Annotated in this window: 11 protein-coding genes; 9 read left to right on the top strand and 2 right to left on the bottom strand. The window is 73.4% G+C overall.

The annotated features are described in order from the left end of the window. Nucleotides 1-110 precede the first annotated feature (110 nt). Both OG937_05065 and OG937_05060 read left to right on the top strand, forming a co-directional pair. Nucleotides 111-1,298: an LLM class flavin-dependent oxidoreductase gene (locus OG937_05065; protein WUD71098.1), complete on the top strand. Its 1,188-nt coding sequence runs from the start codon at nt 111-113 to the stop codon at nt 1,296-1,298. A gap of 3 nt (nt 1,299-1,301) precedes the next feature. After that, nucleotides 1,302-2,036 (top strand): NAD(P)H-dependent oxidoreductase, encoded by a 735-nt coding sequence (locus OG937_05060; protein WUD71097.1) that lies wholly within the window; start codon nt 1,302-1,304, stop codon nt 2,034-2,036. Here OG937_05060 and OG937_05055 read toward each other — a convergent pair. Beyond that, the gene (locus tag OG937_05055; protein WUD71096.1) at nt 1,981-2,856 is read right to left on the bottom strand and encodes a phosphatase PAP2 family protein; all 876 of its coding nucleotides are present in this window, start codon (nt 2,854-2,856) and stop codon (nt 1,981-1,983) included. The two genes, OG937_05060 and OG937_05055, sit on opposite strands and share 56 nt — an antisense overlap. Before the next feature lie 667 nt (nt 2,857-3,523). Between OG937_05055 and mdlC the strand changes: the two genes are divergently transcribed. After that, entirely contained in the window at nt 3,524-5,113 is a 1,590-nt protein-coding gene (gene mdlC, locus OG937_05050; GenBank protein ID WUD71095.1) for a benzoylformate decarboxylase, read from the top strand. Between the two features lie 19 nt (nt 5,114-5,132). Here the strand turns inward: mdlC and OG937_05045 are convergent, their stop codons facing one another. Then, nucleotides 5,133-6,554, bottom strand: coding sequence for an MFS transporter (locus OG937_05045; GenBank protein WUD71094.1), 1,422 nt, complete (start codon nt 6,552-6,554; stop codon nt 5,133-5,135). Nucleotides 6,555-6,715: 161 nt separating this feature from the next. Here OG937_05045 and OG937_05040 point away from each other — a divergent pair, with 161 nt between their 5' ends. From OG937_05040 to OG937_05015, 6 genes are all read left to right on the top strand, one after another. Beyond that, the gene (locus OG937_05040) at nt 6,716-7,285 is read left to right on the top strand and encodes a MarR family transcriptional regulator (protein WUD71093.1); all 570 of its coding nucleotides are present in this window, start codon (nt 6,716-6,718) and stop codon (nt 7,283-7,285) included. A gap of 210 nt (nt 7,286-7,495) precedes the next feature. Then, nucleotides 7,496-9,793, top strand: a complete 2,298-nt coding sequence (locus OG937_05035) for an LLM class flavin-dependent oxidoreductase (GenBank protein WUD71092.1) — start codon at nt 7,496-7,498, stop codon at nt 9,791-9,793. A gap of 83 nt (nt 9,794-9,876) precedes the next feature. Further along, nucleotides 9,877-10,560 carry a TetR/AcrR family transcriptional regulator gene (locus tag OG937_05030; protein WUD71091.1) on the top strand — a complete coding sequence of 228 codons (684 nt, stop codon included), beginning with the start codon at nt 9,877-9,879 and terminating at the stop codon, nt 10,558-10,560. Between the two features lie 153 nt (nt 10,561-10,713). After that, nucleotides 10,714-11,247 carry a hypothetical protein gene (locus tag OG937_05025; protein WUD71090.1) on the top strand — a complete coding sequence of 178 codons (534 nt, stop codon included), beginning with the start codon at nt 10,714-10,716 and terminating at the stop codon, nt 11,245-11,247. Between the two features lie 5 nt (nt 11,248-11,252). Continuing rightward, complete coding sequence (locus OG937_05020) at nt 11,253-11,951, top strand: DedA family protein (protein ID WUD71089.1); 699 nt, start codon at nt 11,253-11,255, stop codon at nt 11,949-11,951. A gap of 110 nt (nt 11,952-12,061) precedes the next feature. After that, nucleotides 12,062-12,799, top strand: coding sequence for a hypothetical protein (locus OG937_05015; protein ID WUD71088.1), 738 nt, complete (start codon nt 12,062-12,064; stop codon nt 12,797-12,799). Nucleotides 12,800-12,807: the final 8 nt, after the last annotated feature.

The raw sequence follows: 12,807 nt of genomic DNA, 5'->3' as shown, positions 1-12,807 counted from the left end.
GTCAAGCATATGCCTATGCTTGACGAGTCAAAGATGTGGGGTACGGGCCTGCCGGCGCGGACCCCGGAAGCCCCCGGGCGTCCGTCCGCGCACAAGAAAGACGAACCACCATGCAATTCGGCATCTTCGGAGTCGGCGACGTCACCCGGGACCCGGTCACCGGACGCACGCCGAGCGAGGCGGAGCGCATCGACGCCATCGTGCGCATCGCCCGGCGCGCGGACGAGCTGGGCCTGGACGTCTTCGCCATCGGCGAGCACCACAACCCGCCGTTCGTCCCCTCCTCGCCCACCACGATCCTGGGGCACGTCGCGGCGCTCACCGAGCGGATCACGCTGAGCACCTCCGTGACACTGATCACGACGAACGACCCGGTGCGCATCGCGGAGGAGTACGCGATGCTGCAGCACCTCGCCAAGGGCCGGGTCGACCTCGTCCTCGGACGCGGCAACACGGCGCCGGTCTACCCCTGGTTCGGGCAGGACATCCACCGGGGTGTCGAGCTCGCCCTGGAGAACTACAACCTGCTGCACCGCCTGTGGCGGGAGGACGTGGTCGACTGGGAGGGCAACTTCCGCTCCGCCCTGCAGGGCTTCACCTCCACCCCGCGCCCCCTGGACGACGTGCCGCCCTTCGTGTGGCACGGCTCCATCCGCACGCCCGAGATCGCCGAGCAGGCCGCCTACTACGGCAACGGCTTCTTCGCCAACAACGTCCTCGCACCGTACGGGCACTTCGAACGACTCGTCGCCTTCTACCGCCAGAGGTTCGCGCACCACGGGCACGGCACCCCGGAGCAGGCGGTCGTCGGGCTCGGCGGCCAGGCGCACATCGCCCGGCGCTCGCAGGACGCCGTCGCGGCGTTCCGTCCGTACTTCGAGGGCCACCCGCTGTTCCGCGGGAGCTCGCTGGAGGAGTACCGCAAGCTCACACCGCTGTCGGTGGGCAGTCCGCAGGAGGTCATCGACAAGACGATGGACTTCCGGGAGCGCTTCGGCGACTACCAGCGCCAGTTGTGGAACGTGGACGGCATGGGACAGCCCGTCGAGGTCGTCCTGGAGCAGATGGAGCTGCTGGCGACCGAGGTGGTGCCGGTGCTCCGCAAGGAGATGGCCTCGCTGCGCGCACCGGGCGTGCCGGACGCGCCCACGCACGCGAGCCTGGTGCGGGCGAAGTACGGGGACGCCGAGCCGCGGCAGCCGCGGCCGAACCCCAATCGCGGGGACAACGTCACCGGCGCCTCGCCGTACCAGGACAGCGATCCGTCGGTCGCCGCGCACCGGCCCCTGGCAGGCTGAGCCATGAGCACCGGCACGCCGGCCGCGGACGCGTCCGCCGCCCGCCCGCTCAGCCTCGTCGTCGTCGACGCGGGGGTCGGCGATCCCTCCTCGTCGCGGCTGCTGGCCGGCCGCATCGCCCACCGGGCCGTCGCCGCGCTGCGCGAGCAGGGGCGTACGGCCACGACCCGGTCGATCGGACTCGGTCCGCTCGCCGTCGACATCGCCCGGGCGATCGTCTCCGGGCATCCCGGTGAGGACCTGCAGGCGGCGATCGGCGAACTGGCCGCCGCGGACGGCGTGATCACCTCCACCCCGGTCTACACCGCCGGGGTGAGCGGCCTGTTCAAGTCGTTCTTCGACGTCCTGGACGGCGACCTGTTCGTCGCCAAGCCCGTCCTGCTCGCCGCGACGGCCGGCAGCGCGCGTCATGCGCTGGTGGTCGAGGACCAGGTCCGCCCCATGTTCGCCTACCTGCGCGCCCTCTCCGTCCCGACGTCGGTCTTCGCCGCCCCCGAGGACTGGGGCGCGTCGGCGCTGGGGGACCGCATCGGCCGGGCGGCCGTCGAGCTCGCGGCGCTGATGGCCAGCGGGGTCGGTGACACGATCGCCGACCGGGCCTGGTCCGGCTACCAGCACCGGTTCGGCGGCAACGCCACGCGTGCCGAACGCACCGCCGCCGACGTCGACTTCGACACCCCGCTCATGCGCCTGGCCGCCGGGGGAGCCCCGTTGCGGAAGGAAGGCCCCGCCGGCTGACCGCCGAGGCGATCCCGCCGCGCCGGAGCCGGAGCCGGAGCCGGAACCGGGGCCGGGACCTGAGGTGTCCGGCGGCGTACCAGCCGGCGTGGGCCAGGGCGGCGCCTGCGAGGGCGTCCAGGACGTAGTGGTTGGCGGTCAGGACGACGGTGGCGTCCATCGACACGGTGAGCGCGACGGCGAGGACGCGGAGCCAGACCTTCCGGGTGGCGGCGAGGACCGCCAGCGTCATGAGGAGGTTCCAGCCGACGTGCAGGCTCGGCATCGCCGCGTACTGGTCGGTGAAGGCGGGCGGCTGCAGCACCCGGTAGGCATGGGACTGCCGGGTGACGGTGTCCGTCATGCCCGGCGCCGCCAGTCGCGGCGGGGCCACGGGGAACGCGGCGAAGACGACGAGCCCGGCCGCGCCCGAGAACAGCATCGCGCCGGCCGCCCGGGTGTACACCTCCGGGTGCCGCGAGAGCAGCCACAGCAGGGTGAGCGCGATGACCGGCCAGTGGCCGAAGATGTAGATCCAGTTGAGGACCCGCGTGACGGTGCGGTCGTCGACGACGAGGTCCTGCAGCGGGGACTCCCAGTCCAGGTGCAGGAACCGTTCGGTGGCCTGGACCCGGGCGGCGTTGTGCAGGGCCGTGCCCTGGGAACCGTCGGTCAGGCCCCGGACGCCGAAGTAGCCGATGACGGCGGCCACGACGACCGCGCTCCGCGGGACCAGCCGGGATGCGGTGGCGGCCGGGGGCCCGTCATGGGCCGCCCGGCAGGAGACGGCGTCGTACGCCAGGTGGCGGGCGCGGTGCGCGTAGGGCGCGATGACGCTCATCGCGGGGTCCGGAAGCCCTGCCGGTCACTCTGGGTGCCCGGGTGCGACTCCGCGCGGACGCCGGCACCCGCGAGCGGGGCCCGCCACAGCGGGACGACGATCCGGCTGCCGTCGGTGTTTCTGCCACTGCCGTCCGACGAGGGGAGTGGGCCGTTCATTTCTGCCTCCGGTTCAGTTGTGCTCGAACGCATCGCAACAACTGGGAGTTTCGTTTCCCGTATTCCGGAGGGTCGCGGTGGGGAAGATCACAGAGAGCCGTCGCGATGTGCCGGCCGTGGCGGGGCGTGGGGAGCACGGGAGGCCGGGTGCTTCCTCCCTGCGGGCAGGGTGGGCTGACCCTGCGTCCGGTGAGTGGTGTCACCGCTGCTCATGCGCCGGGTGCCCGACGTGGAGTTGACAGGGAGCGGCGACCGGTATCTACTTGACGCTGCAAGCATCTGGGGTGGCGGCGGCTTCCGCGTACCGTCCGGGGATTTCCGGTGAGGAGTACCGGGCATACCTGCGACAGGCCTTTCCGCGGCGATGAATGCGCGCCTGTCGACGCGGAATTGACCGCCGTCCCCGTTTCCGGCGGGTCGCCCGGGAGCGGCTCCCGGCGATGGCGGTGCCGTGCCGATTTGCCGATTCCCTGCGGCACTTCTACGGTCATGGGACAGGGTCCATCACCTTGCGTAAGAGGACGGCCGTGGTCACCGTCAGTGATGCCTTCTACCGAATCCTGCGCCATCACGGGGTGAAGGCGGTGTTCGGCAATCCCGGGTCCAACGAGCTCTCGTTCCTCACCGGACTGCCCGAGGACATCCCCTACTACCTGGCCCTCCAGGAGGGCGCCGCGATCGCGATGGCCGACGGCTTCGCCCAGGCATCGGACACGACCGGCTTCCTCAACCTGCACGCCGCCTCGGGCACCGGCAACGCGATGGGCTGCATGACCAACACGGCGAGCTGCCACACCCCGATGGTCGTCATGGCCGGCCAGCAGTCCCGGCGCTACGTCCCTGTGGGCGCGATGCTCACCAACGTCGACCCGACCAAACTCTGCGACCCGCTGGTCAAGTGGTCCGGCGAACCGCCGCGGCCGCAGGACGGCCCGGCACTGGTCTCCAAGGGCCTGATGCTCGCCGCCTCCGCGCCGCGCGGCGTGGTCTACCTGTCCGTACCGCTGGACGACTGGAACGAGCCCGCCGAAGAAGGCGACCTGGCCCACCTCATGGACCGCGGGGTCGAGGGCGGCCCCGTGTTGGCGCCGCACGTGCTGGACGCGCTGGCCGGCGTGCTGGGCCGCGCCGGGTCGCCGGTGCTCGTCCTCGGCCCGGGAGCCGACACCGAGACCGGCTTCCCCGCGGCGGTCGCGCTGGCCGAGCGCGCCCGGCTGCCCGTGTGGGTGGCCCCCAGCCCGCCGCGAGCACCGTTCCCCACGCGACACCGCTGCTACCAGGGCCAGTTGCCGTCCGCCGTCGGCGCGGTCGCGGAGGTGCTCTCCGGTCACGACGTCGTCCTCTGCTTCGGGGCGCCCGTCTTCCGGTACCACGCGCCCAGCGGCAGCGACTTCCTGCCGCCGGGCGTCAGCGTGTACGGGGTCACCGACGACCCGGACGAAGCGGCCCGCGCCCCCTTCGGCCGCCTCGCCGTGGGCGACCCGTCCGACGCGCTGGTGCGTCTCGCCGAGGCGGCCGCCCCGGCCGACCGGCCCTGGCCTCCCGAGCGCACCGTCACGGCGGCGGACACCTCCGGGCCGGCGTTCACCGCCGAGGCGATCCTCGACGCGATCGAGTGCGGCAAGAGCGACGACACCGTGTTCGCCCTCGAGTGGACGTCCGCGGACATGGCGCGCGACCGGCTCACCGTCACCCGGTCCAAGTCGCTGTTCTACCCCGCCGCCGGCGGCCTGGGCTGGGGCCTGCCCGCCGCCATCGGGTTGCGGCTCGGACGTCCCGAGCGGTCCGTCGTCGCCCTGATCGGCGACGGGGCCATGCAGTACACCACCTCGGCCCTGTGGACCGCCGCCCGCTACCGGGTGCCGGTCACCTTCGTGGTCTGCAACAACCGCAGGTACCGCGCGCTGGAGGAGTTCTCCGAGCTCCTCCACGTCCCGGAGGGCGACTACCTGGACATCGCGGGCATCGGTGTCCTGGACCTCGCCCGCGGCTACGGCCTGGAGGCGCACCGCGCGGAGGACCTCCAGGACCTGACGGACTTCGTGCACCAGGGGCTGACCGCCCAGGTCCCCCGGCTCGTCGAGGTCCACCAGCGCTGAAGGGGCCGCCGGCGTCCCGTCAGGAGCGGGCGAGGATCGCCTCCTTCGCGGGCGTGTGCCCGGCCGCGGTCCGACGGGGCACACGCCATGCGGCGAGGACCGCCCCCAGTCCGGCGAGAGCGAGCGCGCCGAAGCCGTAGGTGTACCCGGACTCGGCGGGCAGCCCGCCGTCGCCGACGCGGGCGCCGACGATCCCGCCCATGAGCGCGGCACCCAGGGCGCCGCCGATGGTGCGGAGGTTGGCGTTGACACCGCCCGCCACTCCCGTCTGCTCGGGGCGGACGGCGGCCACGACGACGTTCGACATCGTGGCGACGGCTCCCCCGAAGGCGGTGCCGAGCAGCACCATCGCGACCACCACCTGCCACGCACGGTCGTGCCGGAAGGCGAGCCCGGCCAGCGCGACCACGTCGAGCACGGCCGCGGCGGTGAGCACCGTGCGCGCGCCGAGCCGGCGCGTCAGCCGCACCGACACCGGACCGGAGACGGACATCGCCACCGTCATCGGCAGCAGGAGCAGCCCGGCCCGGGTGACGCTCGCCCCGAAGCCGTAGCCGCTCTCCGGCGGGCTCTGCAGGAAGGCGGGCATGAAGCCGAGCACGGCGAAGACGCCCGTGCCGAGCATCAGCGAGACCAGATTGGTGGTCCACACCGCGGGGACGCGCAGCATACGCGTGTCGACCAGCGGGCTCGCGGAGCGGCTCTCCGTCACGACCCAGGCCGCGCCGAGCGCGACGGCCGCGACCAAGGGGCCGATCACCCTGCCCGACGACCACCCCCACGCCGAGGCCTGGGTCAGCGGTACGAGCAGCGCGATCAGCCAGCCGGCCATGAGCAGGGCGGACACCCAGCTGACGGACCCCTCGTTCCGGGAGGGCGAGGGCGGCACCACGAGCCGTGCCGCCACCGCGGCGAGGGCGGTGAGGACCATGGGGACCCAGAACAACGCCCGGATGCCCAGGGCGTCGTCGAGCGGTCCGGCCAGGACGACGCCGATGCCGCCGCCCACCGCGGTCAGTGCCGACGCGAGGCCGATCGCGCCGGGGATCCGCTCCCTTGGCAACTCGTCGCGGATGATCCCGAAGGCGAGCGGCAGGACGCTGCCGCCGATGCCCTGGACGGCCCGTCCGGCGATCATCACGGTGATGTCCGTGGCGACCGCCGAGAGCAGCGAGCCCGCGGCGAGCGCGGCGAGCGCCACGACGAGCATCCGGTCCTTGCCGTACCGGTCGCCGAGGCGTCCGACGACGGGTGTGAAGACGGACGCCGACAGGAGGAAGGCGGTGACGACCCAGGTGATGAGCGTCTGTGTGGTGCGCAGTTCCTCCTGCAGCCGGGGAAGCACCGGGTTGATCAGGGACTGGAGCAGGGCGAACGTGAAGACGCCCAGCAGGACGACGGCCAGGACTGCGCGGGGGCGCGGGGGAGTACGGGGTGGCATGGGGCCTTCTCTGCGAACGGGTGCGGGTTCCGCCGGTCCCGGCGCCCCGGGAGGCCGGACGGCACTGGGGTCCCGGAGAAAGATGCCAACGAGATCTTATGCCGACAAGATAGTCTGTCAAGCAGACGATATGCGGTACCGAGGTGAATTAGGGTGTCCTCGTGACTTCACAGCGCAGCCTCGGTGCGGAGGCCCCGGAGAGCGGACCGTCCGGGCTGGACGACGACTTCGGCTTCGCCATCGGCGCGGTCTTCCGCGCCTACGCGAAGGCGGTCGACGCCGCTGTCGGTAACATCCCCGGGGGCCCCCGCGGCTACTTCGTGCTCGCGGCCGCCGTCTCGGGTGAGGCGGGCAGCCAGAAGTCCCTCGCCGAACGCCTCGGGGTCGACCGGACGGTCATGACCTACCTCCTGGACGACCTGGAGGCGGCCGGTCTGGTGGAGCGCAGGCCCGACCCCGCCGACCGCAGGAGCCGGCACGTGTTCGCCACCGAGCGCGGCGCCGAACACTGGGAGGAGTTGCGCGCCCGGGTCGGCCTGGTCGAGCAGCAGCTGCTCGGCGTGCTGCCGGAGGAGTCGCGGGCGGCGTTCCGCGGCATGCTGTGCACCCTCGCCCGTCATGTGACCGGGCACGACCCGATGGTCGACCCCTGCCAGGTGGTCGTCGAGTTCGGCATCGCCGAGGAGTCGCCGCGCGCACCGCGCCGCGGACGGCGGCGTCCCGCGAACTGACCGTCAGGGGTGCCGTGATGGCGCCCCCGCTCCACTGCTGCTGCCGCCGCCGTCCGTTCGGACGGCGGCGTCTTCGTGTACCGCCGTCCTTCACTTTCGCTCTCGGCCCGGGAGGGTCGAGAGGAATAGGCGTGCTCGCAGATGTGCTGCAAGATATATTATTTACGAGACAGATAAGCTGTCCGGCAGCACACTTAGAGGGGCGAGGTCATGCCCGACCACGGTCACGAGCTCCTGCTCGGCACGTTCATCACCCCGACCGCCCACGACCCCGCGCAGGCCGTGGCCCTGGCCGAACTCACCGAGGCGTCGGGCCTGGACGTCGCGACGTTCCAGGACCACCCCTACAACCCGGACTTCCTCGACACCTACACGCTCATGACCTGGGTCGCGGCGCGGACGAGCCGGCTGCGCGTCTCGGCGAACGTCACGAACCTGCCCCTGCGCCCGCCCGCGATGCTCGCCCGTACGGCGGCGAGCCTGGACCTCCTGTCCGGAGGGCGGTTCGAACTCGGCCTCGGCGCGGGCGCCTTCCCCGACGCCGTGCACGGCATGGGCGGCCGGCGCCTGACGCCGGGCCAGGGCACCGAGGCGCTCGAGGAGGCCCTCGACGTCATCCGCGGCGTGTGGGACGGTGACGCCCCCGGCCCCCTGCGCTTCCAGGGCCGGCACCACACCGTCCCCGGGATGAGGCGCGGCCCGCGCCCCGCCCATGACATCGGCGTCTGGCTCGGCGCCTACAAGCCGCGGATGCTGCGCCTGACGGGCCGCAAGGCCGACGGATGGCTGCCCACGCTGGAGTACCTGCAGACCCCGGGGATGGAGGAGGCCAACAAGACGATCGACGAGGCCGCACTCGCGGCCGGCCGCGACCCCGGGGAGATCCGGCGCCTGCTCAACGTCTTCCGGGTGGACTTCTCCCCGGTGCGGCGCGGCCACCTCCAGGGCCCGCCGTCGCAGTGGGTCGAGGAACTGCTCCCCCTCGTCCTGGAGCACGGCTTCTCCGGGTTCTTCATCGGCCGGGACGACCCGCACGTGATCCGCACCTTCGGCGAGGAGGTGGCGCCCGCCCTGCGCGAGGCCGTCGCACGTGAACGGGCCGCCGCGGGCACGGGCACCGCCCCGCGGCGCCCGGCGGTCGTCCTCGCCGCGCGGCACGACACGCTCGACTACGACGCCGTCCCGGAGTCCCTGGCCGGCAAGGTCGTCGAGCCCGGCGACCGCGGCTACGAGGACGTGCGCCACACCTACACCCGCACCGGATCGCCCGCCCTGGTCGTCCGTGCGGCGAGCGCCGACGACGTGGTGGCGGCGCTCGCCTACGCGCGCGGCCAGAACGCCGCCGTCGCGGTGCGCAGCGGCGGCCACGGCATCAGCGGCCGTTCGACGAACGACGGCGGGGTCGTCATCGACCTCTCCGCGATGAACGCGGTCGAGGTCCTCGACCGGCCCACCGGCCGCGTCCGCATCGAGCCCGGCGCGCGATGGGGGGACGTCGCGCGCGCCCTCGCCCCGTACGGACTGGCCATGAGCTCCGGCGACTACGGCGACGTCGGCGTCGGCGGGCTCGCCACGGCGGGCGGCATCGGCTACCTGGCCCGTAAGTACGGCCTCACCATCGACCACGTCACCGCGGCCGAGATCGTCGTCGCCGACGGCCGCAAGCTCCGCGTCGACGCCGGGCACCACCCCGACCTCTTCTGGGCGATACGCGGCGCGGGCGGCAACTTCGGCGTCGTCACGGCCTTCGAGTTGGAGGCCTACGAGGTCGAGGACGTCGCCTACGCCACGCTCGTCGTCGACGCGACCGACACCGCGGACTTCCTGATGGAATGGGGGCGCCTGGTGGAGGCCGCCCCGCGGGAGATCAGCAGCTTCCTGTCGCTCTTCCCCGGACGACGCGGCGCGCCGGTGACCGCGCGGATCACCCTGGTGTACGCGGGGGACGACGTCGACGAGGCGCAGCAGGCCCTCACCCCGTTCCTGGGCACCGGGCCGGTCCTCGACCAGCAGGCCCAACTCGCCCCCTACCACGCGATCGTGGCGCCGCCCGGGAACCGGCACCGCGGGCAGGGCCTGGAGGACACGCGCAGCGGACTGCTCACGCGCATGACCCGCGAGGCCGCGGAGACCGTCGAGGCGATGATGAAGTCCGGCGACCTCCTCATCATGCAGTTCCGCTCGATGGGCGGTGCCGTGCACGACGTCCCCGCCGACGCGACGGCCTGGCCGCACCGCACCCAGGAGTTCTCCGTGCTCGCCGCCACCGCGCCGGGCCTCGTCCCGCGCATGAACGCCCAGTGGGCCCGCCTGTACCCGCACTTGGACGGCATGTACCTGAGCTTCGAGACGGACACCGACCCGGCCCGCCTCCAGGACGCCTTCCCCGAGCCGGCCCTGACGCGGCTGCGCCGGACCAAGGCCGAGTGGGACCCGGGGAACGTCTTCAACCGCAACTTCCCCATCCCGCCGGCCACGTCCTCCGACGACGGCGCGGCCGGGCGGTAGGCCCACGACCGCGATCGCCCGGGCCGCTGCGGGTCCTGAGCCACGCCATCCGGAGGAGGTTCTCCGGTTGGTAGGCTGGGGGTATGGCAGCGACCGAGAGCCCCCGATCCGCAGAACGGGGACTGCGCGCGGACGCCGTGCGCAACCGGCAGCGGATCGTGGCGGCCGCGCGTCAGATCTTCGAAGAGCGCGGTCTGGACGCGCCGTTGGACGAGGTCGCCGAGCGCGCCGGGGTCGGCGCCGGCACGCTCTACCGGCGCTTCCCGACCCGCGAGGAGCTGGTCGAGGCGGCTTTCGCGGAAGAGCTGACGCAGGTGGGAGCCATCGCCGAGGAGGCGCTGCTCTGCGAGGACCCGTGGACCGGCTTCACCACGTTCGTCGAGCGGCTGTGCGGCGCCATGGCGGCCGACCGCGGCATCAGCGACCTGCTCGTCCTCAGGCTTCCCAACTCGCGGGTGGCCGCGGGCTCCTGTGAGCGCCAGAACCGCGCCGTGGGCGAACTCGTGCGCCGGGCACAGGAGGCCGGGGCCCTGCGCGAGGACGTCGTTCCGGAGGACGTCCTCCTGTTCCTCATGGCGAACGCGGGCGTCATCGAGGTGACCCGGGGCGCCGCCCCTCACGCGTGGCGGCGCCTGGTGGCGTTCCTGCTGGAGGCGTGCAGGCCGGTCCACACCGGCCCGTTGCCGGCGGCACCGACCCCGATGCAGACCCAGCGCGCGCTGCTGGGGAACGCGGAGGCCAAGGGCCTGCGGGCGCCGGGCCGCTAGGGCCGCGGCCTCGGCTGACCGTACCGCCGGGCCCGTGCGGTGTTAGGTGCGTCACGGCGGAAATAAGTGGAGAGCCAAGTCCGGTTCCCTGATCGGAAGACGAAGTCGACGCGCCGCCGTGGCGACGCGGACCCGGCTGATCAGGAGACCGCCGTGAACCCACCCCCATCCGCGACAGATGGCTGGACGGCGCTGGGGCAGGACGCGGCGCACGTGCTCGACCGGATCCACGCCGTGGCCCCCTGGCCGCTGATGGCGGTGACCTTGCTCTGGCTGTCCCACCGGCAACCCGCGGTCTACGTCCGCGTCGCCGTCGCGCTGCTGCTGTCGAGCGCGGCCGGGCTCGCCCTCTCCGCGTCCATGGGGCGCGTGCCGGTGCGCGGGGCGTCCCCCGCCCGTGACTACCTGGCGGACTACTTCGCGCTGCCCGGCGCGGGGGCGGGCTGGTACCTGCTGACGGCGCTCGCGGTCGTCGCCACCGTTCCGGCCGTCTGGGCGCGGATCGCCGTGGCGGCGATCGCCCTGTCCTCGGTCGCGGCGGCGGTGGCGACCGCCGACGACCCGATGGCGGGCGCCCTGCTGGCCGCGGGCGTGCCGGTGCTCGCCTGGTTCACCGCACGCCACGTGCCGTACCGGCGGGGGGCGCGACGCGCACCCGAAGCGGCGCCGCTGCGGCAGGCGGGCTGACGGCCATGCACCTGGACGGCCTGATCGAGGCGGCCGGATGGTGGTCGTACGTCGTCGTGTTCGCCGTGACGGCGGGGGAGACCAGCGCGTTCGTCGGCCTGCTGCTCCCCGGGGAGACGGTCATCCTCCTGGCGGCCGCCATCGCGGGCCGGGGGGACCTGGACCCCCTGCTCCTCGCCGCCGCCGTGGTCACCGGCGGCATGGCCGGTGACAGCCTCGGCTTCGCACTGGGCCGGCACTGCGAGCGTCACCCGGGCACGTGGCCGCACCGGATACGGCCCGACAGCCGGATCGGACGCGCCCAGCACTTCCTGCTGCGCCATGGCGGGGCGGCGGTGTTCACCGGCCGGTTCGTCGGTTTCGTCCGCACCTTCCTGCCGTTCGTCGCGGGGGCGTCCGGCATGCCCTACCGCCGCTTCTTCGCCTACAGCAGCGCCGCGTCGCTGGTCTGGGGCGTCGGCAACGTGCTGCTCGGCTACTTCGCCGGCGCGGCCGCCACGGAACTGCTGCACCGGGCCGGTCTCGTCGCGATCCCCGTGCTCGTCGCCGCGGGCGCGGCCGCGCTGGTCGCCACCCGGCTCCTCGCCCGGCACCGGCGCGGGAGCGCACGGGCCGCGTCGAGGATCGTGGCGTCCGGCGGGGGCGCCCCGCGGACGCCGGAGCAGGACCCCGCGGGCACGTACACCTCCGCACGGGAGTCGTGAGCGACCGCGTTGCCTTCCCGCGCAAGGCGGCCCCCGGCGGCCTCCCGCCGGGGAGACCGGCGCCAATGGAGGGGATACCGGGCGCACCGTGATCCCTCTAGGATCCCCGCGTGCCCGAGACAGAGATCGTGACATCCGGTGACCGCCCCGACCTCCGTGAGCAGGCGAAGGACGCGCTCTGGGGCGGGTGGCCGGAGTTCATCCTGCACGCCCCGTCCTCGGCCGTGTACCGGCGCCGGGCGCTGGCGTACTTCCCGCGGTTCGACGTGCTGCTGCTGGACGGCGGCGAGGTGGTGGCCGGCGGGGCGGGTGTGGCGTTGCGCTGGGACGGGGACGTCGGCACGCTGCCGGACGGCTACGACGGCGCCATGGCCGCCGCGGTGACCGGGCACGAGGCCTCCGTCGTGCCCGACACCCTCTGCATCATGGTCGCGACCGTGCGTCCGGACCGCCTCGGCGGCGGACTGGCCGGCACCGTGCTCACCGCGCTGCGCGACCGCGCCGTGGACGCCGGACTGCGGCGGGTGATCGCACCGGTGCGGCCGACCCTCAAGGCGCGCTACCCGCTGGCGGCGATGGAGGACTTCGCCGGCTGGGCGCGCCCGGACGGGCTGCATCTGGACCCCTGGATCCGCACCCACCAAAGGCTCGGGGCGACGGTCCTCGCGCCCGCGCCGCGTTCCATGGTGATCCCCGGCACCGTGGCCGAGTGGGAGTCGTGGGCCGGCATGGCCTTCCCGCGGACCGGCGGTTACGTCGTCCCGGGAGCCCTCGACCTCGTGGAGATCGACCGCGAGCGGGACCAGGGCGTCTACGCCGAGTCCAACCTGTGGATGCGGCACCTTTAGCCGCTCCC

This window comes from Streptomyces sp. NBC_00510 (genome assembly GCA_036013505.1).
Lineage (GTDB): Bacteria > Actinomycetota > Actinomycetes > Streptomycetales > Streptomycetaceae > Actinacidiphila.
This window is presented reverse-complemented; position numbering and strand designations above follow the sequence as displayed.